This window comes from bacterium (assembly GCA_031082185.1).
GTDB lineage: Bacteria > Sysuimicrobiota > Sysuimicrobiia > Sysuimicrobiales > Humicultoraceae > VGFA01.
The window spans coordinates 1-21,995 of record JAVHLI010000016.1; the positions used below are offsets into that span (position 1 = coordinate 1).

General features: G+C 67.5%; 20 protein-coding genes, 1 tRNA gene and 1 pseudogene. 19 read left to right on the forward strand and 3 right to left on the reverse strand.

Annotated features, from left to right (window positions below):
* Positions 1-51: 51 nt before the first annotated feature.
* Positions 52-147, reverse strand: a pseudogene (locus tag RDU83_12245) (peptidase).
* An 89-nt stretch (positions 148-236) separates the two neighbouring features.
* Positions 237-1,625 carry an Ig-like domain-containing protein gene (locus RDU83_12250; protein ID MDQ7841776.1) on the reverse strand — a complete coding sequence of 463 codons (1,389 nt, stop codon included), beginning with the start codon at positions 1,623-1,625 and terminating at the stop codon, positions 237-239.
* A gap of 123 nt (positions 1,626-1,748) precedes the next feature.
* Between RDU83_12250 and RDU83_12255 the strand changes: the two genes are divergently transcribed.
* From RDU83_12255 to RDU83_12300, 10 genes are all read left to right on the forward strand, one after another.
* Positions 1,749-1,825 (forward strand) — tRNA-Met (locus RDU83_12255).
* Positions 1,826-1,895: 70 nt separating this feature from the next.
* Complete coding sequence (tilS, locus tag RDU83_12260; protein ID MDQ7841777.1) at positions 1,896-2,930, forward strand: tRNA lysidine(34) synthetase TilS; 1,035 nt, start codon at positions 1,896-1,898, stop codon at positions 2,928-2,930.
* Between the two features lie 52 nt (positions 2,931-2,982).
* Positions 2,983-4,902, forward strand: a complete 1,920-nt coding sequence (gene ftsH / locus RDU83_12265; GenBank protein ID MDQ7841778.1) for an ATP-dependent zinc metalloprotease FtsH — start codon at positions 2,983-2,985, stop codon at positions 4,900-4,902.
* Between the two features lie 30 nt (positions 4,903-4,932).
* A complete protein-coding gene (locus RDU83_12270) occupies positions 4,933-5,535 on the forward strand; it encodes an isochorismatase family cysteine hydrolase (protein MDQ7841779.1) in 603 nt (200 codons plus the stop codon).
* 61 nt (positions 5,536-5,596) lie between these two features.
* Positions 5,597-7,114 (forward strand): 5'-nucleotidase C-terminal domain-containing protein, encoded by a 1,518-nt coding sequence (locus RDU83_12275; GenBank protein MDQ7841780.1) that lies wholly within the window; start codon positions 5,597-5,599, stop codon positions 7,112-7,114.
* 28 nt (positions 7,115-7,142) lie between these two features.
* Positions 7,143-7,640: an ECF transporter S component gene (locus RDU83_12280; GenBank protein MDQ7841781.1), complete on the forward strand. Its 498-nt coding sequence runs from the start codon at positions 7,143-7,145 to the stop codon at positions 7,638-7,640.
* An 81-nt stretch (positions 7,641-7,721) separates the two neighbouring features.
* On the forward strand, positions 7,722-8,201 hold the full coding sequence (locus RDU83_12285) for a hypothetical protein (protein MDQ7841782.1): 480 nt from the start codon (positions 7,722-7,724) through the stop codon (positions 8,199-8,201).
* Between the two features lie 13 nt (positions 8,202-8,214).
* Complete coding sequence (gene hutH, locus RDU83_12290; protein MDQ7841783.1) at positions 8,215-9,732, forward strand: histidine ammonia-lyase; 1,518 nt, start codon at positions 8,215-8,217, stop codon at positions 9,730-9,732.
* Positions 9,729-11,378 (forward strand): urocanate hydratase, encoded by a 1,650-nt coding sequence (hutU, locus tag RDU83_12295; GenBank protein MDQ7841784.1) that lies wholly within the window; start codon positions 9,729-9,731, stop codon positions 11,376-11,378. The genes hutH and hutU overlap by 4 nt, the downstream gene beginning before the upstream one ends.
* Positions 11,379-11,446: 68 nt before the next feature.
* Positions 11,447-11,821, forward strand: a complete 375-nt coding sequence (locus RDU83_12300) for an ASCH domain-containing protein (GenBank protein ID MDQ7841785.1) — start codon at positions 11,447-11,449, stop codon at positions 11,819-11,821.
* Here the strand turns inward: RDU83_12300 and RDU83_12305 are convergent.
* A complete protein-coding gene (locus RDU83_12305; GenBank protein ID MDQ7841786.1) occupies positions 11,818-12,390 on the reverse strand; it encodes an RNA 2'-phosphotransferase in 573 nt (190 codons plus the stop codon). The two genes, RDU83_12300 and RDU83_12305, sit on opposite strands and share 4 nt — an antisense overlap.
* A gap of 89 nt (positions 12,391-12,479) precedes the next feature.
* On the opposite strand from RDU83_12305, the gene ftcD reads away from it, so the two are divergent.
* The 9 genes from ftcD to RDU83_12350 all read left to right on the forward strand — a co-directional run bounded on the left by ftcD (position 12,480) and on the right by RDU83_12350 (position 21,992).
* Positions 12,480-13,376 (forward strand): glutamate formimidoyltransferase, encoded by an 897-nt coding sequence (gene ftcD, locus RDU83_12310; protein ID MDQ7841787.1) that lies wholly within the window; start codon positions 12,480-12,482, stop codon positions 13,374-13,376.
* A gap of 8 nt (positions 13,377-13,384) precedes the next feature.
* On the forward strand, positions 13,385-14,644 hold the full coding sequence (gene hutI / locus RDU83_12315; protein MDQ7841788.1) for an imidazolonepropionase: 1,260 nt from the start codon (positions 13,385-13,387) through the stop codon (positions 14,642-14,644).
* Positions 14,641-15,300: a deoxynucleoside kinase gene (locus RDU83_12320; protein ID MDQ7841789.1), complete on the forward strand. Its 660-nt coding sequence runs from the start codon at positions 14,641-14,643 to the stop codon at positions 15,298-15,300. Before hutI ends, RDU83_12320 begins: the two co-directional genes overlap by 4 nt.
* Positions 15,297-15,926, forward strand: coding sequence for a deoxynucleoside kinase (locus tag RDU83_12325; protein ID MDQ7841790.1), 630 nt, complete (start codon positions 15,297-15,299; stop codon positions 15,924-15,926). Before RDU83_12320 ends, RDU83_12325 begins: the two co-directional genes overlap by 4 nt.
* Positions 15,923-16,687, forward strand: coding sequence for a biotin--[acetyl-CoA-carboxylase] ligase (locus RDU83_12330; GenBank protein MDQ7841791.1), 765 nt, complete (start codon positions 15,923-15,925; stop codon positions 16,685-16,687). The genes RDU83_12325 and RDU83_12330 overlap by 4 nt, the downstream gene beginning before the upstream one ends.
* Positions 16,684-17,595 (forward strand): quinate 5-dehydrogenase, encoded by a 912-nt coding sequence (locus tag RDU83_12335; GenBank protein MDQ7841792.1) that lies wholly within the window; start codon positions 16,684-16,686, stop codon positions 17,593-17,595. The genes RDU83_12330 and RDU83_12335 overlap by 4 nt, the downstream gene beginning before the upstream one ends.
* A 16-nt stretch (positions 17,596-17,611) precedes the next feature.
* Entirely contained in the window at positions 17,612-18,724 is a 1,113-nt protein-coding gene (locus RDU83_12340) for a shikimate dehydrogenase (protein ID MDQ7841793.1), read from the forward strand.
* A 107-nt stretch (positions 18,725-18,831) separates the two neighbouring features.
* On the forward strand, positions 18,832-19,338 hold the full coding sequence (gene greA, locus RDU83_12345; GenBank protein MDQ7841794.1) for a transcription elongation factor GreA: 507 nt from the start codon (positions 18,832-18,834) through the stop codon (positions 19,336-19,338).
* A gap of 197 nt (positions 19,339-19,535) precedes the next feature.
* Entirely contained in the window at positions 19,536-21,992 is a 2,457-nt protein-coding gene (locus RDU83_12350; protein MDQ7841795.1) for an ATP-dependent Clp protease ATP-binding subunit, read from the forward strand.
* Positions 21,993-21,995: the final 3 nt, after the last annotated feature.

A 21,995-nucleotide genomic window follows, 5' to 3' on the forward strand; every position in this document is an offset into this window, starting at 1 on the left:
GGTCTCATGCATGGGAAGATATCATCGTCCCATTACTTATGCAAGGGTCAATAGGCGGAGGCGTTCTGCATGCTTGGTTTGGATGCCCGCCTTCGTTCCCTTGAGAAAGTACCGTTCAAGCCCCCTGTGCTTGAAGCTCTTGATCACAGATCAGAGTGTAACCCGTAACGCTACAGGTTACAAGCCCTGGCAGACAGAGGGCTTCGGCTCACGGTCACGGGCGGGCCGTAACGGGGCTAGTTCGGCTTTCGCTCCGCCCAGCGGCGTAGCTCGAGCTCCAGGTCCACGGCGGTGACCATCCTGGGATAGAACTCCACCAGGGTGGTCGCCGTGCGTTCGTAGTCGGTCAGTTGCGCGGAGAAGTGATCCACCAGGACCAGCCCGCGCGTGTACGCCGCGCGTACGGCCGCAGCCGCGGCGTCGCCGGAGAGCGCCAGCCGGATGGCCGTCGCCTCGACCAGACTCTCGGCCACGACCTCGGACCACGTACGGTACCCACCCCGGGCCGCTGCTTCTCGCGCCTGGAGGAACAGCGGTTCGGTGCGCTGCACCTGGTCGGGGGACTGCCCCCGGACGGGATCGAGCAGCATCCGGACGAACGGCCGCACCAGCCCAAGGCGGTCCACCCCCACAGGCGCTCCGGCGACAAGGTAGGAGCGATCACCCTGCCGGACCAGGAACCCCTGGCCGGGCGCTCCAAGCAGGCTGGGCAGCACCGTGATCCGCCCGCCCGGCACCGCGGTTACCCTCATGTAATCGGCTACGCGGCCCAACAGCGCCGGTGCTTCCCTGCGATGGGCCTCCAGGGCTTCGGCGTAGGCGCGCTCATGCGCCTTCCACAGGTCCGCCAGTCCTGCCTGGGCATGGAACTGCGCCAGCACCGGTCCGAGGCCGGTCAATCCCCCCGAAGTGGCAGGAGCAGGTCCAGGGGCCGGCTCCCGCAGCTCGGGCGGGTTTGTCAGCAGCAGCGCGGCGGCCACGTACTGCTCGAGCGTGACCGGCCGCTCTGCCATAAACCGCCGGACCGGATCAACCGTACCTGCCGGCAGCCCGGCGAGCCTGGTGCGCACCGCGGCGCGCACCGTTCCGGGTTCCCCGGGAGGGGCGTCGGGCGTGGCGGCCAGGAGTGCCGCAAAAAGGGTGAACACCCGGGCGTCCAGGCCGACGTCTATCCGCTCGGCCAGGCGGAGCCGACCTTCGCCGGCCACGCCCGTGGGCGCCGTGGCCGAGAAGCTCCAGGTGTAGTCCGAGGCCATCTGGTTGCCCTGGCGGTCCCTGGCCCGGAGCCGCACCGTGTACCGGACCCCTGGAGTCAGAGGAGGGTTGGGCCGAACGGTGACCGTCTTGGCGTCGTCTGACCACTGCGCGGGCCCGAAGGTTAGAGAAGGCTCTGCCTTGACCTCGAGCGTATCAGGGCTCATGGCCTTGTTGAAGGTTGCGGTGATGGGCGTATCCGATGGAGCCACGGCGTCCGCTGCAGGCACCACCGACGTGACGGCCGGCGGTGTGTTCTCGGAGACGCCGGGATTGGGCAGGCCTGTCAGGCCTCCGATGGAGCCGCATCCCGCCAGCAGCACAACAAGCACCAGTGCGCCCAGAAGCGCGCGGGGGCAGAGAGCAGACACGGCAGGTTTCCTCATGGGTAGATGCTTGTATGCAGCGGGGCGCGTTTCCTCCTGCTGTGGTGCTGTTCTGCCGCCCGGGCGTGGACTCGTGCTGGGGCCCAGGGTATAATCAAGGGTAGTTGTGGCGGTGTAGCTCAGTTGGTTAGAGCACGCGGTTCATACCCGCGGAGTCGGGAGTTCGAGTCTCCCCGCCGCCACCACGTTGAACCGGCGGTTCCAGAGGGACCGCCGTGTTGCGCTATTATGGGGAATCCGAGGGGTACCGGCCAGATGACCCGCGCGCAGACACTCCGGATGCGCCACCGCGTGCGCCAGACGCTCCGGCGTCACCGCATGCTTTCCGGCGGCGAGACGGTGGTCGTGGCGGTCTCGGGCGGGCCGGACTCTATGGCGCTGCTGCACCTCCTGTTGCGCCTGCGCGACGAGCTCTCCCTGCGGCTGCACGTGGTCACGGTAGACCACGGCATCCATCGAGCCGGCAGCGAGCATGCCGCTTTCGTCCGGCGCACAGCGCGGGCCTGGGGAATCCCGGTATCGTCCGTCCGCGCAAACGCGAGATCCTGGGCGCGACGGCACCGTCTTACGCTTGAGGAAGCCGCAAGGGCAGTGCGGTACGGTGCGCTGGCGCGGGTCGCCAGGCGCATCGGTGCCTCGCACCTGGCCCTGGCGCACACGGCCGACGATCAGGTAGAAACCGTGCTGCTCTGGCTGCTTCGGGGGGCAAGCGCCGATGGGCTCGCAGGTATGCCGGCCACCAGGCAGCACGATGGGCTGCGTGTGATCAGGCCCCTGTTGGATCTGTGGCGCCATGAGATCGTCGCCTACCTGGGGGCCGAAGGCGTGCCCTGCAGGACCGACCCGACAAACCGGCTGCGCGGGCCGCTTCGGAACCGCATCCGCATGGACTTGATCCCCCACCTGTCGGGGTATAACCCGGGTGTCAAGGCCGTGCTGCGGCGTCTGGCAGAGCAGGCGGCCGATGATGCGGCCCTGATGGACCGCCTCTCAGAAGAGGCCGGTTCAAAGGCGCTCAGGCGCCGGGCGGGTGTCATTGCGATTGACGCCGCGCAGTTCGCCGCGTTGCCCGTGGCCCTGCAACGCCGTGTGGCGCACCGGGCTCTGTGCGAGGCCGGCGGGAAGATTCGGGACGTGAAGTTCGTCCATATAGAGCGGATCCGCGCGATGGCCGAAAGCGGGCGGTCCGGGGAGCTGGCGGACCTGCCCGGGCTGCGCGCGGAGCGCAGGGGAGGCCGCGTCGTGATCGAGCGCGCACGCGGCACCGGCCCCCGCCGGATGTTACAATAGAGACGCGGCGCCGCGCCGTTTCAGCGGCACCGCGTCGGAGGAAGTGCTGGCAGTGACGAACCGGTACATGCGCAGTCTAATCGTTTGGGCCGTGATCCTGGCGGTCGCGTTCCCCTTTGCCCTGCAACTCTGGCGCCGCACCCCGCGCGAGGAGATGTCCTACAGCGTCTTCATTGACCAGGTGCAGTCCGGGCAGGTGAGCCAGGCCGAGATTGGGGACGGGGTCGTCGTAGGGAAGCTGAAGAACGGCCAGCAGTTCACCGTCTACGTGCCGCAGGGCGACACGTCCTACATAGACCTGCTGAAGGCCCGGGGGGTTGTGATCAAGGTCGAGCCCCGCTCTCGCTCGGCACTGTGGCCGACCCTGCTGTCCACGATGCTGCCGATCCTGCTGCTGGTGGGTCTCTGGATGCTGATGCTGCGACAGGCGCAGTCGGGCAGCAACCAGGCGATGTCGTTTGGAAAGAGCCGGGCCCGGCTGCACACCGAGGGCAAACCCAAGGTCACCTTCAGCGACGTGGCCGGCGTGGAGGAAGCCAAGGAAGAGCTCCAGGAGATCATCGAGTTCCTTAAGTACCCCAAGAAGTTCCAGGCGCTGGGCGCCAAGATACCGCGTGGCGTGCTGCTGGTGGGCCCGCCGGGCTCGGGCAAGACGCTGCTGGCCAAGGCGATCGCCGGCGAGGCCGAGGTTCCGTTCTTCTCGATCTCCGGCTCGGAATTCGTCGAGATGTTCGTCGGCGTCGGCGCCTCCCGAGTGCGCGACCTCTTCGACCAGGCCAAGAAGAGCGTGCCGTGCCTGGTCTTCATTGACGAGATAGACGCGGTGGGTCGCCAGCGAGGGGCAGGGCTCGGCGGCGGGCACGACGAGCGCGAGCAGACGCTCAACCAGCTCCTGGTCGAGATGGATGGGTTCGATCCCAACAGCGGGATAATCGTGATCGCGGCCACGAACCGGCCCGACATCCTGGACCCGGCTCTACTGCGCCCCGGGCGGTTTGACCGGCGAATCGTGGTGGACAACCCGGACACCAAGGGCCGCCGCGCCATCCTCGAGGTCCACGTCAAGGGCAAGCCCATCGCCGAGGACGCGGATCTGGGCGTGCTGGCCAAGCGGACGCCCGGGTTCTCCGGCGCCGATTTGGCCAACATGGTCAACGAGGCGGCGCTGCTGGCGGCGCGGCGCGACAAGAAGAGTATCGGGGCGGCCGAGATGGACGAGGCGATAGACCGGGTGATCGCCGGCCCCCAGCGCCGGAGCCGCATCCTGTCCCCGAAGGACCGCGAGCTGACGGCCCATCACGAGGCGGGCCACGTGTTGCTCGCCAAGGTAATCCCAGGAGCCGACCCGCCGCACAAGGTCACGATTCTGCCGCGCGGCATGGCGCTCGGATATGTGATGTTTGCGCCGCCGGAGGACAAGTACACCTACACGCGCGCGGAGATCCTGGCACGAATCACCGTGGGATTGGGCGGGCGCGTCGCAGAGGAGATAGTCTTCAACGAGGTCACCACCGGCGCGCAGAACGACTTCGAGGCAGCAACCGAGCTTGCCCGCAAGATGGTCACGGAGTACGGCATGAGCAACAAGCTGGGCCCGCTCTCGCTGGGCAGGCGGCACGGGCCGGTCTTCCTCGGCCGCGACCTGGTGGAGAGCCGCAACTACAGCGAGGAGATCGCCTTCGAGATAGACAAGGAGATTCGCCGAATCATTGACGAATGCTATGAGCGGGCGCGCGCGGCCATCCTGGAACACAGGGGCGCGCTCGACCGCATCGCACAGGCGCTGATTGAGTACGAGAGCCTGGAAGCCGAGGATCTCAGCCGGCTCTTCGCGGGTGAACCGCTGGTGCGGGCCGAGACCGAGGCGGCCGCTCCGCTGGAGCCGCGCGCCGAATCCGCCGTACCTGCGGCGCGTCTGAGGCCGGAGGCGCCGGTGCCGCAGTTGCAGCCGAAGCCGGAGGCGTCCGGATAGGCGCGCAGGTCGCACTAAGAGAGGCAGAGCATGACGCGCGAGGTTGAGGTTCCTCCCTACACCGTGGAGGCAACCGTGGTCGCACCCCCGGCGACGACGGCCCTGGTGGTTGTGGACATGCAGAACGACTTCGTTACTCCCGGCGGCGCGCTGGTGGTCCCCGATGCCGCCGGCACGGTCCCGGCCATTGCGCGCCTGCTGGAGAGGACCCGCGCGGCGGGCGCGCGCGTCTTCTACACCCAGGACACCCACCGCAACGGCGACCCTGAGTTCGCGATCTGGGGCGACCACGCGGTCGAGGGCACCTGGGGATGGCAGATCGTGGAACCCCTGCGGCCTGCCCCCGGCGACCGGGTAGTCCAGAAGCCCAGCTACGACGGGTTCTTCGGGACCTCGCTGGACCACGAGCTGCGGGCGGCCGGCATCCGGACCCTTGTAGTGTGCGGTACGGTGGCCAACGTCTGCGTCCTGCACACCGCCGGAAGCGCTGCGCTGTACGGCTACAAGGTGGTTCTGCCCGTGGACGCGGTGTCGGCGATCGTCCCGTTCGATCTTGAGGTGGCGATCCGCCAGGTCGCGTTTCTATATCGCGGGACGATTACCACGACCGACGCGCTGACCGTGGGGCCGTGACGCCGCGCGCTGTCTGCGCGGCCCCAGATCGCCAGTATGAGATGAGAGAGGAGCCTTCGCGATGCGCCGATTCATTGTCGTAGGCCTGATTGTTCTTGTCCTGGCCGCGACCTCCGCGGCCCAGAGCCCGGCGGTCCGGCTAACACTCCTGTACACCAGCGAGCACCACGGAAACGTCCTGCCGTTCGATACGCCTACTGCTAAGGGCGTGGGAGGAATGGCGGCCAGGGCCTCGCTGATCGCGCAGGTCAGGGGCGAGGCCCCCAACGTGCTGCTCCTGGATTCCGGCGATATCCTGATGGGGACCGCGATGTCGTCGGTTTTCCGCGGCGAGCCGGACATCCTGGCGATGAACCTGATCGGCTACGACGCGATGGCGGCGGGCAATCACGAGTTTGACTACGGGGTCGAGCACTTCCGTCGCCTGGTGCGCCTGGCCAAGTTCCCGATCATCTCCACCTCGCTCCGCGCTCGCGGGCAGGAACTCACCCCGCTGTTCATCATCAAGCAGGTGGCCGGCCTGCGGGTGCTGATCTTCAGCACGCTTGACGAGGAGTGGGCGGACATCATTCACCCGAATATCTCGCGCGATCTCGAGTACTTCGACCCGATAGGCAGCGCGCAGGGACTGATTCGAGGCCTGGGCCGGAGCGTGGACCTGGTCATAGCCCTGACCCACATGAGCAACTCGCTGGACCTGGCGCTGGCCCGCGCGGTTCCCCAGATCCACGTTATCATCGGGGGCCACACGGATGGCTTTGACGGCATGCTGACCGCCGCGGGAGGCCGGCCCGTGGATGCAATTGACAACCCGCCTACCGTCTACGTCAAGACCCACCGGCTGGGTGCCACCGTGGGGCGCCTCGACCTGGTTGTGGCGGACGGCAAGGTGCGCCGGGCATCTGCCCGCAACCTGCCCGTAACCGGCGCTCTGGCGCCCGAACCGGCGGTGGCAGGCCTGGTCAAGCAGTACGAGGACAGGCTCCAGGCCCGGTTCGCGGAGGTGATCGGACGGGCAGCGCTGTTCCTCGACGGTGAGCGGGGGACGGTAAGGGCGCGGGAGACCAACCTGGGCAACATGATCTCCGACGGGGTCCGGGAGTTCGCACGGACCGACGTGGCGATCATCAACGGCGGCAACATCCGCGGCTCGATCAACGAGGGGCCGATCACCCTGGGCGACGCCTTCCGGGTGCTGGCCTTCGACAACACCATCGTGACCTTCCAGTTGACCGGCGCGCAGATTCGCGAGGCCTTGGAGAACGGCGTCAGCATGGTGGAGCAGGGGGCAGGGCGCTTTGCGCAGGTGGCCGGTATGTCCTACGCGTACGAGCGGGGCCGTCCTTCCGGCCAAAGGGTGGTCGAGTTGCGGATCGGCGGGCAGCCGGTAGATCCCACCCGGCGTTACTCGGTCGCCACCAACGACTTCCTGGCCGACGGCGGGGATGGGTTTTCGGTCTTCAAGCTGGGAACACAGCGACGGGACACGCAGATGGACCTGCGCGACCTGTTCATCGAGCAGATCCGCCGCGCAGGGGTTGTCTCGGCTCGGTTGGACGGCCGCATTACAGCCCGGTAGTCCTGACGCGGACTTGAAGGAGGAAAGCATGTCACCACGGTTGATGGCCCAGGTGGCCGTCCTTGCGGCGGTCTACGTTGTGGTAGGGCAGGTGGTCCGGTTCATTCCCAACCCGATGGTGCCCGGAGCCATCGTGGCCCTCAACATGGTGGTGGTAGTGATAGCGGGCATGCTCCTGGGGCCCGCGGCCGGGGCGTCCGTCGGGCTGATAGGTACCCTCGTAAATGCCCTCAGCCCTGCGGGGAACCCCTTCGAGTGGGCCGCCATCGTTCCGCACGTGGTCATGGGGTTTGCAGCCGGCCTGGCGGGCCGGCGACACCTGATCCTGGGCGCGCTGACGATCATCGTCGGCCACGCTCTCAACATCGTGGCCTTCATACTGGTGGGACTGATCCCTGCCTCGCAGGTTGCTGTGACGATCTTCTCGATCGGCCTGCTGGCCGAGGTGGCAATTGACGTGGCCGTGATCCTGGCGGCGGTCCCGCTCCTGCGGCCGGTGGTGCGCGCCGGTTCACCCTCCCGGTAGAGCGGCCCCGCGGGCTCGCGCAGCAGGGAGTCGGGTCTTGGGGTGGAATAGACTGCTGGTCTACCTACGGAGGTGTCAGGCGTGAGCATGCGGCCCAAGAACCTTGCGCGCAAGACCGGCATCAATCTGGTACCCATCTTGATCTACATAGGCGTGGCCGTCGTGGTGGCGGCCGGGATGTACGCCTGGGATGTGAAGTACCGCAGGGACGAGGCGGCCAGGCGCCTTCCCCCTTCGCCTGAGGTCATCGCCAAGAACCTGGTTGAGAACATCGTCGGCTCTGAGACCGTTCGAGACGTGAAGGTGGATCAGGAGAAGAAGACGGTTACGGTGACCTTCGACTCGGTTCTCTTCAAGCCGGGGAAGCCCAAGAAGGACCTGCGCGAACTGATGGAGGCCGAGGCGACGCTGGCCACGCAGGCCGTCCTGATGCAGATGCGCGAGTACGGTCAGGTGAACGCGGTCCTCGTGAACCAGGGTAAGACGCTGGCGGTTGCCGAGGCGGTCCGCGGCAAGGATAAGATATCGATCACCTTCATGGACGAAAGGTTGAAGGACTAGCGGAGCGACCCGCGTGCTCGTCCGCCTGGGGGAGACGCTGACCATCGGCGACGTCGTCGCCGTGGCCGAGGGCCGCGCGCAGGTAGAGGTGCCGGAGGGCGCACGGGAAGCCCTTGGCAAGGCCCGTGCTCAGGTTGACCGCATTGTTGATGCGGGCCTACCGGTCTACGCCATCACCACGGGCGTCGGGAAACTGGCCTCGGTTCCCGTTTCACGCGAGGACGCCGACCGCCTGCAGCTCAACATCGTCCGCAGCCACGCCGCAGGCGTTGGGTCGCCTGCCCCGACCGGCGTGGTGCGGGCCATGATGCTGCTGCGTGCGCACGGTTTGGCACTGGGACACTCGGGCGTCCGGCCGGAGGTGGTGGACCTGCTGGCTGCGTTCCTCAACCGCCGCATCCACCCCATCGTTCCCGAGCAGGGATCGGTCGGCGCCAGCGGCGACCTGGCGCCCTTGGCGCACCTGGCGCTTGCGCTGATCGGCGAGGGCGAGGTCTTCGTGGAGGGCGAGCGCCTTGCCGCGAGGGTCGCGCTCGAGAGGAACGGACTGCGGCCGCTTTGCCTTCGCGCGAAGGAAGGGGTGGCCCTGGTAAACGGCACGCAGTACATGACCGGTTGGGGATCTCTGACCGTCCACCGTGCACTCCGGCTCTGCGCCACGGCCGATGCCGTGGGTGCCATGACACTGGAGGCCCTGCGGGGCTGCTCGGCGGCGCTTCATCCAAGGCTCCATCAGTTGCGCCCTCATCCCGGACAGCAGGCCAGCGCGGAGAACGTACGACACGTGATCGCGGGAAGCGCGCTGGTGGACAGCGTTCCGACGCGCGTCCAGGATGCCTACAGTCTGCGGTGTCTCCCCCAGGTGCACGGGGCGGTGCGCGACGCAGTCAGCTACGCCGCCGGCGTGGTGGGGGTAGAGCTGAACGCGGTAACCGATAACCCGCTCCTGTTCCCGGAGGAGGATCTGGTTCTCTCGGGCGGCAACTTCCACGGCCAGCCGGTGGCGGTGGCGATGGACTTCCTGGCCGTGGCGCTGGCCGGTCTGGGCACGATGTGCGAGCGAAGGGTGGAACGGCTGCTGAACCCGGCGCTGAGCGGCCTGCCCGCGTTCCTTTCCACGGACGGCGGCCTTCGCTCCGGGTTGATGCTGGTCCAGTACACGGCCGCTGCGCTGGCCTCCGAGAACAAGGTGCTGGCCCACCCGGCCAGCGCCGACAGCATTCCGACCTCCGCGAATCAGGAAGACCACGTAAGCATGGGTGCCACCGCCGCACGCAAGGCGGCCACGGTGGTGGCCCATCTCGAGCAGGTTGTGGCGATCGAGCTGCTGTGCGCGGCCCAGGCCCTCGAGTTCCGCGGCGCCGCGGAGATGGGACTTGGTACCGCAGCCGGCCACGCCGTGTTGCGGGAGACCGTTCCTGCGCTCGACGACGACCGCGTGCTGGCCCCGGATATCGAGGCGGCCACGGAGCTCGTGCGCAGCGGGCGCCTCCTGGAGGCGGTTGAACGCGCAGTCGGGGTGCTTCGGTGAAGCGTGTCATCCGCGCGCCGCGCGGCACCTCGCTCTCCTGCCGTGGGTGGCCACAGGAAGCGGCGCTGCGCATGCTGATGAACAACCTGGATCCCGAGGTGGCCGAGAAGCCGGACGACCTGATCGTCTACGGCGGAACCGGGAAGGCAGCACGGAACTGGGCGGCGTTTGACGCGCTGACCTCTGCCCTGCGCGCGCTGGGCGACGACGAGACGCTGCTGGTGCAGTCGGGCAAGCCCGTGGGCTCCTTCCGCACGCACCCCTGGGCGCCCCGTGTGGTGATCAGCAACGCTATGCTGGTTCCGGCATGGGCCACCTGGGAGCGGTTCTGGGAGTACGAAGCCCAGGGCCTGACGATGTACGGGCAGATGACCGCCGGCTCTTGGATCTACATAGGGACGCAGGGCATCCTGCAGGGCACCTACGAGACGTTCGCTGAGATTGCGCGCCAGCATTTCGGGGGGTCGCTGCGCGGCCGGCTGGTCCTGACTGCCGGGCTTGGGGGCATGGGTGGGGCTCAGCCGATGGCCGTCACGATGAACGAGGGCGTGGCGCTCGTTATCGAGGCCGATCCGTCCCGGATTCACAGGCGCAAGTCGCAGGGTTGGGTGGACCGGACGACGGACTTGCTGGACGAGGCGCTGCGCTGGTGCGGTGAAGCAAAGGAAGCCGGGAAGCCCCTGTCGGTAGCCCTGCTGGGCAACGCCAGCGAGATCCTGCCCGAGGTCGTCCGGCGCGGGGTGGTCGTGGATGTGGTGACCGACCAAACCTCTGCGCACGACCCACTGGAGGGGTACATCCCTTCCGGGGTGAGCGCCGAGGAGGCGCCAGGACTGCGACGGCAGGATCCCGCGGGCTACGTTGCTCGGTCGCGGGCCTCGATGGCCCGCCACTGTGAGGCGATGGTAGGCCTGCTGCGGTCCGGCGCGGTGGTCTTCGACTACGGCAACAACCTCCGCGGAGGCGCCCGCGAGGGTGGCTTTGCGGACGCCTTCGCCTACCCGGGATTCGTACAGGCCTATGTCCGCCCCCTGTTCTGCGAGGGAAAGGGACCGTTCCGCTGGGTGGCGATCTCGGGTGAACCCGCGGATATCGCGGCCACGGACGCCGCCGTCCTTGCGCTGTTTCCCGACAATCAGGGGCTCGCGCGCTGGATCCGCCTTGCCGCGGAGCGCGTGCCGTTCCAGGGTTTGCCGGCGCGGATCTGCTGGCTGGGATACGGAGAGCGTGCGCAGGCGGGTCTAGTGTTCAACGAGCTGGTTCGGACCGGCCGGGTGGCCGCCCCGATCGTCATCGGGCGCGATCACCTGGACGCGGGTTCGGTCGCCTCGCCGCTGCGCGAGACCGAAGGGATGCTGGATGGCTCGGATGCCATCGCCGACTGGCCGATTCTGAACGCGCTGGTGAACACCTGCGCGGGCGCGACATGGGTCTCGGTGCACCACGGCGGGGGAGTGGGCATCGGCTACTCGATCCACGCCGGACAGGTCAGCGTGGCCGACGGCACCGACCTGGCCGCGCAGAAGCTTGAGCGGGTGCTGACCACCGATCCGGGTACCGGGATTCTGCGTCACGCCGACGCCGGCTACCCCGCGGCGCTGGCCGCTGCCGATCGGTGGGGGCTGCGGCTGCCCGGCGCCTCCTAGCCCGCGGCAGGAGTCGCCCGACCGAAGGGGAATCTGCCAGAGACCGTTGTTCTGCCACGGAGGTCCTAATGCTTGCGCTGAACTTCTACTCAACCGTTTTCGTCGATGCCCTGCGCCACGGGGTAAAGACGGCGACGATCCGGCTGGGCGACAAGAGCGACAAATACTGCGACGGCCAGGTGGTCTGGATCACGGTTGGGCGCAGGTTCGGCACCCGCCGCAAGATTTTCTCGGCCGTCATTGACCGGGTTGAGCTGAAGCGGCTTGCCGAGGTCACGCCGCGCGAGATCGAGCGGGACAACCCGCAGCTGCGGCGGCACGAGGACCTGGTGGAGTTCCTTTCCAAGATCTACGGCCGTCCGGTGACGCTCGATGACGAGGTCACCGTGATCCATTTCTCGCGGGTGGAGGAGGGCGAGGGCCTCCCGCCCATGGACGTCTAGATCAGGATAAACGGGGCAGATACGCCCCGCGCTAGAAACAGGGCGGCTCCAGCCCGCCAGAACTCTATCCCGGCAGCATGCGCCCGCCGGCTAAAGACCACCACCACAACCGGATCGCTCAGATGCCGCCGCGCCACCTCGGCTGCGGCCTGAGGCGTCGTGGCAAGATGCACTAGTTTGCGGTCCCTGGGCCGCAGGCCGGTCTCGCGCAGCGTGTCGGCATCGTCTGCGGATGCGCCCAGGTACAGCCACTCCGGGGGCAGCGCCGCCTCTCCCGGTTGCTCAATCGTGACGGTGTGGCCGTATCGAGCGCGGATCCGGCCGTCGCTCAGTTCATACCGCCTTGGATCGGCCGCCGCCAGCGCGACAACGTCATCCGTGCACAGGGACTCCCATCCCCGCTGCGTGCTCAGCGCCTGGGCAAGCGCCTCCACCTGCACGAAGCCGCCGCTGTCCAGCGTGAGGCCGAGCTCGTCGGGGCGGTGGCGCAGCACGAGGGCTGCCAGCCGGCTGAGCCTTGCCAGCTTCTGGGAGCGGTTGTTGTGTCGGTCGGGACCAGGGGACGGCATCGGAGCTTACCTATCAATTGGCCGTTGGGTCTAGGAGAACCTGCCGGCACGACGAAGCATCTAGCTAGATGACGCCGGGAGGTGACTGAGTGATCGGGCGGCTGGTCGAGTGCGTGCCAAACATCAGCGAGGGGCGGCGGCGCGAGGTCATTGACGCGGTGGTAGACGCGGTGCGCCAAACCCCAGGGGTGAGGGTTCTCAACGTCCAGTCGGACGAGAGCCACAACCGGACCGTGATCACCTTTGCAGGGGAAGGTGAGGCCGTGGCGCAGGCGGCCCTGGCGCTGGTCGGGAAGGCGGTGGAGCTGATTGACCTGCGCGACCACCATGGGGAACACCCGCGCGTGGGCGCAGTTGACGTGATCCCGTTCGTGCCTCTGGGCGAGACCACGATTGAGGAGTGCGTCGGTCTCGCACGCCGGCTCGGCGAGCAGATCTGGGCCGCGCTGCGGCTTCCGGTCTACCTGTACGCCGCTGCGGCGACCGCGGCGCACCGAGTCCGCCTGCCCGATATTCGCCAGGGCGAGTTCGAGGGGCTGGCGGAGAAGATGCTACGGGACGGCTGGGCGCCCGACGTCGGCGATCCCCATCCGCACCCCAGCGCGGGCGCAGTTGTCGTGGGCGCCCGATTTCCGCTTATCGCGTACAACATCAACCTCCGCACCACCGACGTGAAGATCGCGCGCGCCGTGGCGCGCGCCGTGCGGGGGTCCAGCGGCGGGCTGGTCAACGTCCAGGCGCTGGGTGTTATGGCGGCGTCCGGTCTGGCACAGGTCACGATCAACATCCTGGACGCGTCCAAGACCCCGATGGCCAGGATCTTCGACCTCGTGCGCGTGGAAGCGGAGAGGTACGGCGTTGAGGTTGCGGAAAGCGAGGTCGTGGGGCTCGTACCGCTGGACGCCATCGTGGACGCGGCCCGAACCCACCTCCGCATGCACAGCTTCGATCGCGGGCAGATACTAGAGGTTCGCCTGCTGGAGTAGACGGTCTGATGCGCTCCGCCGACCTTATCGTCGAGCATGCCGCGGAACTGATCACGCTCGCGGGTTACCAGGACGGTCCGCGCACCGGCGGGGCGCTGCTGGATCTTGGCCTGATAGCGGACGGAGCAGTGGCCGCATCCGAAGGCCGGATCGTGGCGGTCGGCCCCACGTCGCAGGTGCGCGACCTCGTTCGGCTCGAACCCTCATCCACCGTCGTGGACGCACGGGGGTGCGTGGTGCTCCCGGGATTCGTGGATCCGCACACGCACCTGGTCTTCGCCGGAGATCGGGCGGACGAGTTCGAGATGCGACTGCGCGGGGCGACCTACCAGGAGATCGCGGCAGCCGGAGGCGGCATTCTGCGCACCGTCGCCGCGACGAGGATCGCCGACGAAGAGACACTGGTGCGGCTCGGCATGGCGCGACTGGACCGAATGCTACGGTGTGGCACGACCACCGCCGAGGTCAAGAGCGGGTACGGGCTGTCGGTGTCTGATGAGGTCAGGCAATTGCGCGCGATCCGGCGGCTGTCCCAAATGCACCAAGTGGAGCTGATCGCCACGGTTCTCGCGGCCCATGCAGTGCCTGTGGAGTTCCACGGGGATCCCGACGGGTACGTCGCGGCGATTATCGGGCAGATCCTGCCGGCGGTCGCAGGGGAGGACCTGGCGGAGTTCTGCGACGTGTTCTGCGACGAGGGCGCGTTTACGCCCGACCAGGCGCGGGCCGTGTTGAGAGCAGGCGCCGAGATGGGGCTGGTTCCCAAGCTCCACGCGGACGAGCTCTCCGACCAGGGCGGCGCAGCCCTGGCGGCAGAGGTGGGAGCGATATCGGCGGACCACCTACTCTACTCCTCGGAGGACGGCCTTGCGGCGATGGCCCACAGAGGCACGGTGGCCGTCCTGCTGCCGACCACCGCGTTCTTCCTGGGGTTGCCCTACGCCGGCGCCCGCCGGATGATCGAGATGGGCGTGCCGGTGGCCCTGGCGAGCGACTTCAACCCGGGATCGTCACCGACGTGGGCGATGCCCGCGGTGATCTCCCTGGCCTGCGTCGGCATGAAGATGCTTCCCGCCGAGGCGGTAGCGGCTGCCACGATCAACGCGGCTTGGGCGGTCGGCAGGGCCTGCGATGTTGGGAGCCTGGAGGCCGGCAAGTCGGCCGACATGCTCGTTCTGGAGGTTTCCGACTACCGGGAGCTGGCCATGCACATCGGCGCGCCGATCGTGAGCACGGTGATCAAGCGCGGCCGCGTGGTGGTCCAATGACCATCCGGACCAGCCTGCCGAGGGCGCGGCAGCACGCCCTGCTTCCCCCAGAGCCGCGCGGCCGGCTGATCGCCGTGGAAGGGCCCATCGGGGTCGGTAAAACCACGCTGGCCCGGCGTCTGGCAGGGCGCATGGGCGCCGAGTTGCTCCTGGAGGTTGTGGAGGAGAACCCCTTCCTGCACGGTTTCTACCAGGACATCCGCGGCCGGGCGTTCCCGACCCAGTTGTTCTTCCTTCTCAGCCGCCACCGCCAGCAGCGCTCCGCGCTGTGCCGGCTCGCCGCCGGAGGGGTAGTGGTTTCCGATTACATGTTTGCCAAGGACCGGCTGTTCGCCTCGCTGACACTGGATGCCCCCGAGCTCGTGCTCTACGAGACCGTCTACGAGCTAATCGCCCCGCAGGTGCCGGCCCCCGATGTGGTGGTCTACCTGAGGGCCACGCAGGACACGCTGCTTCGGCGCATCGCCGCTCGGGGACGGCCTTTCGAGCGCGCTCTCGGCCCCGCCTACCTGGCGCGCCTGGCCGAGGCATACGACTCATACTTCGAGCGGTTCGACGGGGCGCCGGTGATAACGGTAGACACCGATGCCCTGGATCTGCTGCACGAGGCCGGGCTGGCACGGGTCGCCGGCGCCGTCGCCGAGGTGCGGGCGTGAAGTGGTTTGTGGCGATGAGCGGCAACATCGGTTCGGGGAAGTCCACCCTGACCACGCTGCTCTGCCAGCGGCTGGGATGGCAGCCCTACTACGAGGTGGTGGACGAGAACCCGTATCTGCCGGACTTCTACGCAGAAATGGCCCGGTGGAGCTTCCACCTACAGGTGTTCTTCCTTTCGCGCCGGTTCCGGCACCACCAGGAGATCCTGCAGGCAGGGCACGCCGTGATTCAGGATCGCACGATCTACGAGGATGTGGAGATCTTCGCCCGCAACCTCTATTTGCAGGGGCTGATGGACGAGCGCGATTTTCGGGCCTACCACGACCTGTTCCAGACAATGGTGGGGTTCCTCCGGCCTCCCGACCTGGTGATCTACCTGCGCGCGCCGGTGGAGGTGCTGCTGGAGCGCATCAGGGCCCGCTCGCGCGACTACGAACGGCAAATCCCCTCCGACTACCTGGCCCAGCTCAACGAGCGCTACGAGGAGTGGGTCGCGCGCTTCACCCTGTGTCCGGTGTTGGAAGTGGACGCCGCCTCGCTCGCCCTGGACCAGATCGACGAACTGATCGTCCAGATGCAGCAGCGGCTCTCGTCTCTCTTCCCCCTGGGCGATGCGCGGTCGTGACCGCCCGCCTGGGACGGCCCCTGGTATGGGTAGGCGAACTGGGGTCCACCAATGACATGGCGCGGCTGCTGGTGGGTGCCGGGTGTCCGGAAGGCGCCGTTGTGGTGGCGGACCGGCAGACGCGCGGGCGCGGACGACAGGGGCGGGCATGGGCCTCGCCCGCGGGCGGGCTGTGGTGCTCGGTCCTCCTGTACCCGTCCGCGGACTCGCCGCAGGGTCTCCTCAGTCTGGCCGTGGCCGTGGCGGTCGCCCAGACGGTCGAGCAGTTCGTCCCGGAGGCGGCAGGGATACGCTGGCCCAACGACGTCGAGATCGCGGGCAGGAAGGTGGCGGGGATCCTGCTCGAGGCCACAGGCGCGGCTGTGGTGGCCGGAATTGGGATAAACGTGGGCATCGAATTGCAGGCGATGCCCCCGGAGGTGGCCGCAATCGCCGGGTCGCTCCACCTGATCGCCGGCCGTCCCATCGAGAGGCGTGCGGTGCTCGAGGCACTGCTCGCCCGCCTGGCAGACTGCTACTCCGCGTGGGCCGCCGGTGGGGACGCCGTGAGCGACGCCTGGGGCTCCCGCGACCTGCTGCGCGGGAAGCCGGTTGCCGTACTGCATTCGGATCAGGTGATCGAGGGCGTCGCGGAAGGGATCGACCGGGAGGGCGCCCTGAGGGTACGCACGGCCGACGGTGCCATCCGGCAGGTGGTGGCCGCTGGATCCGTCAGGGTAACAGGAAACGCCGCGTCCGTGTCAAACCAATCCTTCTTATGAAGCCCGAACGACACGTGGTCAGCATCAGCCTCGGCTCCAGCAGCGGGGATCACCGGGTCGAGACCGTGCTCCTGGGCCACCCGTTCATAATCGAGCGGATAGGCACCGGCGGCGACTACCGGCTGTTCTGCCAGAAGATACGCGAGCTGGACGGCAAGGTAGATGCCATCGGCATCGGCGGGATCAACCTGGCCCTCGTGGCGGGCCGCCGCAAGTACTACATCCGCGATGCCGTGCGTGCGGTCGCGGGAATGCGCACGCCCGTGGTGGACGGGGGCGGCATCAAGGACAGTTGGGAGCGCCACCTGATCCGGCACATCCTTCCCGAGGAGGCCGGGCTTACGCTGCGGGGCAGGCGCGTGCTTCTGGTGGCATCGGTGGACAGGTACGGCATGGCGGAGGCGCTTGTGGAGGTAGGAGCGGACCTGGTCCTTGGTGATTTGATGTTTGGATTGGGCGTTCCAGTCGGCCTGCGCGGGCTCGTGACCATCAGGGTGCTGGCGGCGGTCCTGCTACCCGTACTTACCCGGGGGCCGTTTACGTGGCTCTACCCGACGGGCAAGAAGCAGGACCAGGTGACACCCAGGTTCGGACGGGCCTACCGGTGGGCCGAGGTCATCGCCGGCGATTCCCATCTCATCCAGCGGTTCATGCCTGACGACCTGACCGGGAAGACGATCATCACAAATACCATCACCGCGGCCGGAGTCGAGGCATTTCGGCGCAGGCGCGCCGCGCTGCTGGTGACCACGACGCCCGAGATGGACGGACGTTCCTTTGCCACCAACGTCCTGGAGGCGATTGTGGTCGCGCTTTCGGGCCTGCGCCCAGAGCGGCTCGGCCCCGCAGACTACCTCGATTGGATCCGGCGTGCAGGGCTCAGGCCCCGCATCGAGCGGCTGACCTGAGGTCGGGGCGGCGAACATGGCCAGCGAAACCCGACGCTTCGCCTTCGTAGTTCACCCCCTGGTGGCGCGGGACTTCGTTCGGAAGTACCCGGTAGCCCGCCTGGTGCCCGATTCGGTGCTGGAGCGGATCGGCGGCTGGATGAAGCCGTTGGTCGCGTCGCACATCACCGGCGTTCGCTCCCCGATCGGTGTCGAGGCAGAGGGATGGTTCATCGGCCTTCCGATGACCTCGTCGCTGATTCTACGCTCGGACCCCGAGGTCGTTTACCGCAAGCTGGTGGCCTGCGGGCACCTGGCCGAGTCGCTGGGTGCGGACATCATGGGCCTGGGAGCATACACCAAGGTCATAGGCGACCGCGGGGTGACGGTGGCCGAGCGGCTCGGGCTGCCGGTGACGACGGGCAACAGCTACACGGCGGCCACCGCGGTGGAGAGCTCGTTGCTGGCCGCGGAGGAGATGGGAAAGGCACCGGGCGGGCTGCACGCCGTGGTGATCGGCGCCACCGGCTCGATCGGCGCGGTGTGCAGTCGGATACTGGCCCGGAACGTGGGCTCCTTGTTGCTGGTGGCCCGCAACACCGACCTGCTCAACGGGCTGGCAGAGCGCATCCGTGCCGAATCCGGGACGGACGTTAGGGTCACCACGGACGTCCATGCCGCGGTGCGGCAGGCCGACCTGCTCCTGGCGGTTTCCGCTTCGCCGGAAGTCCTGATCGAACCCGAGGACCTTCGCTCCGGGGCGGTTGTGTGCGATGTGGCCCGCCCCAGGAACGTCTCGCGGAAGGTCTGCGAGCGGCGCAACGACGTGCTGGTGTTCGACGGCGGCGTGATCAAGGTGCCGGGTGAGCCCGACTTCGGCATTGACTTCGGGTTCCCCCCGGGGCTTGGCGAAGCGTGCATGGCCGAAACGATGGTGCTGGCCCTGGAGGGCCGGCTTGAGGACTACACGCTGGGCCGCGACCTCTCTTGCGAGCAGGTGGATGAGATCGCGGTCATGGCACGCAAGCACGGTTTCTCGATAGCGGGGTTCAGGCGCTTCGAGCGGGCGATCTTGCCGGAGGAGATCGCATCCATCAGGAGTGCGGCGGCCGGGCGCGCTACGCGCGCCACGCGCGCCACGCGCGCTTGACCGGTAGTGCCCCTGGGAGTATGCTTGTGGTTAGTAACCTCCGACCGCCGGGCATCCGCCCGGCGGTTCGTGTCCGTTGTGGCGACAGATCGCTCGGGTGACGCTGGATGAAGAGCAACAGAAACGCTCGACCCAACAACGTTGAGAAGGAAACCATCCTCACGGCCGCCGGGCTCCGCAAGGTCGAGGGGGAACTCGATCAGTTGAGGGGACCCCGTCGCAAGGAGATCGCGGAGCGCATCAAGCTGGCAAAAGAGTTCGGCGATCTCTCGGAGAACGCGGAGTACGACGACGCCAAGAACGAGCAGGCCTTCGTCGAGGGGCGTATCCTTCAGCTGGAGCACATGCTGCGCAGCGCGCGTGTGATTGACGGCAGCGCAGCCATCGGCGACGCGGTGTCGGCGGGCGCCACGGTGCGTCTCAAGGATCTTGCCACGGGGGACGAGCTGAGATACACGATCGTCGGCTCCACCGAGGCCGATCCCCTGCTTCACCTCATCAGCAACGAATCGCCGGTGGGTGAGGCGCTCATCGGACGCAAGAAGGGCGAGACCGTGAAGATCCGCATCCCTGCCGGGGAGATCAGGTACAAGATTCTTGAAATCGTCCGGTAGCCGGGCTAGCTGGACGCGTGCGCGCCTCCGCTCGGGAATACGCTCCGCCCCGGCGCCGTAGTTGCAGGTGAGGTAGCGGGTGTCCTCCCGACGGCGGGGGGACAGCCCGGCAGGATCGGGGCCCGGTCGAACAGAAGACTCGGAGGACGACATGCGGGGTTCCTCTCACCCTCCGAAGAGAGGGGAGTGCGGTGGCAATGTTTGAACGGTTCACGGAGCGCGCTCGCCGCGTAATCATCCTCGCTCAGGAAGAGGCCAAGCGCCTCAACCACAGCGCTGTGGGGACCGAGCACATTTTGCTGGGCATCATCCGAGAGGGCGAGGGGGTGGCCAGCAAGGTCCTGGAGAGCCTGAACATCAGCCCTGAGCGGGTGCGCTCCGAGGTCGAGGGCGCCATCGGGCGTGGGGAGCGCTCGCCTCACGAGGAGGTCGCCTTCACCCCACGGGCCAAGAAGGTGCTTGAGCTGGCGCTGGACGAGGCCAGGCGCCTCGGGCACAACTACATTGGCACCGAGCATCTCCTGCTGGGCCTGATCCGTGAAGGAGAAGGCGTGGCATTCCGCGTGCTGGAGGCGCTGGGCGCCGACCTGGACCGCATCCGCGCGCAGGTGGTCTATCTCCTGGGCGAGGAGGGCACCACCTCGTTCGCCAAGCAGGCGAGCAAGACGCCCACGCTGGACGAGTACGGTCGCGACCTCACCAAGCTTGCCCGAGACGGCAAGCTCGACCCGGTCATTGGGCGCGATCGTGAGATCGAGCGCGTTATCCAGGTGCTCTCCCGTCGTACGAAGAACAATCCCGCGCTCATTGGGGAGCCCGGTGTTGGCAAGACAGCCATCACCGAAGGGCTGGCCCAGCGGATCGTGAGCGGCGACGTGCCCGACGTGTTGCGTGGGAAGCGCACCGTTCAACTTGACCTGGCCTCGCTGGTCGCGGGCACCAAGTACCGCGGCGAGTTCGAAGAGCGCATGAAGAAGGTAATGGAAGAGATCCGCAAGGCACAGGGCGAGGTGGTGCTGTTCGTTGACGAGCTGCACACCCTGGTGGGCGCCGGCGCCGCCGAGGGCGCCATTGACGCCAGCAACATCCTCAAGCCCGCGCTTTCGCGAGGGGAGCTGCAGTGCATAGGCGCCACAACGCTTGACGAGTACCGGAAGTACGTCGAGCGCGATGCCGGGTTGGAGCGCCGCTTCCAGCCGATCCTTGTCTCTGAGCCAAACGTCGAGCAGACCATCGAGATTCTCCGAGGCCTGCGCGAGCGGTACGAGGCGCACCACGGGGTCAGAATCAGCGACGAGGCCCTCGTGGCCGCGGCGACGCTTGCCGAGAAGTACATCTCAGACAGGTTCCTGCCGGACAAGGCGATTGACCTGATGGACGAGGCCTCGTCCAAGATCCGCCTGCAGGCTTCTTTCCTGCCCCAGGAAGTGCGCCAGGCGATGGAACGGGTGGAGCGGGCCAAGCGCGAGAAGGAAGAGGCCAGCAAGGCGGAGGATTTCGAGCGCGCTGCGCAACTGCGCGACCGTGAGCGGGTGCTCCGACAGAAGTTGGACGAAATGGAGGGGTCAATCAGTCGCGACAAACACAAGTCGGACCTCAACGCCGTGACCGCAGACGACATCGCCGACATCGTGAGCTCCTGGACCGGCATCCCGGTTACGCGTCTGGTCGAAGAGGAGTCGCACAAGCTGTTGCGCATGGAGGAGTCGTTGCACGAGCGGATCGTGGGCCAGGACGACGCGGTGCGGGCTGTGAGCAAGGCGGTGCGGCGGGCGCGGGCCGGCCTGAAGGATCCCCGCCGGCCCATCGGTTCGTTCATTTTCCTTGGACCTACCGGGGTCGGCAAGACCGAGCTTGCCCGGGCGCTGGCCGAGTTCCTGTTCGGGGACGAGGGTGCGCTCATCCGCATAGACATGTCGGAATACAGCGAGCGGCACACCGTCAGCCGGCTGGTCGGTTCGCCACCCGGTTATGTGGGCTACGACGAGGGAGGTCAGCTCACCGAGGCGGTACGCCGCCGGCCTTTCTCGGTTGTGCTCTTCGACGAGATCGAGAAGGCCCACCCCGAGATCTTCAACGTGCTGCTGCAGATCCTTGACGACGGCCGCCTGACCGACGCCCAGGGGCGCGCCGTGGACTTTAAGAATGCGGTCATCATCATGACAAGCAACGTGGGCGCCCCGCAGCTCAACAAGGAGATCGGGATCGGATTTCGGGCATCGGGATACGACGACACGGTGGACCGCGAGCGTGTCTACCAGCGCATGCGCGATCACGTGATGGAGGAGCTGCGCCGGACGTTCCGGCCCGAGTTCCTCAACCGCCTGGACGAGATGATTGTGTTTAGGCCGTTGACGAGCGAACAGATAATGGAGATCGTTGGGATCCTGGTGGAGCGGGTGCGGCGCGAGTTGCGCAGCCAGAAGATGGACATGGAGCTAACCCCCGCCGCCCGGGAGGTCCTCGCGCGTGAGGGATTCGACCCGGCCTTTGGGGCCAGGCCGCTGCGGCGCGCCATCCAGCGCCTCGTGGAGGACCCCCTCAGTGACGAACTCCTCCGTGGCCAGTTCACCAGCGGCGACATGCTGGTGGTGGACGCCCGGGACGGACAGATCGTCTTCGAGCGCAAGCGGGAGCCTGCGCTCGCCGAGTAGCCC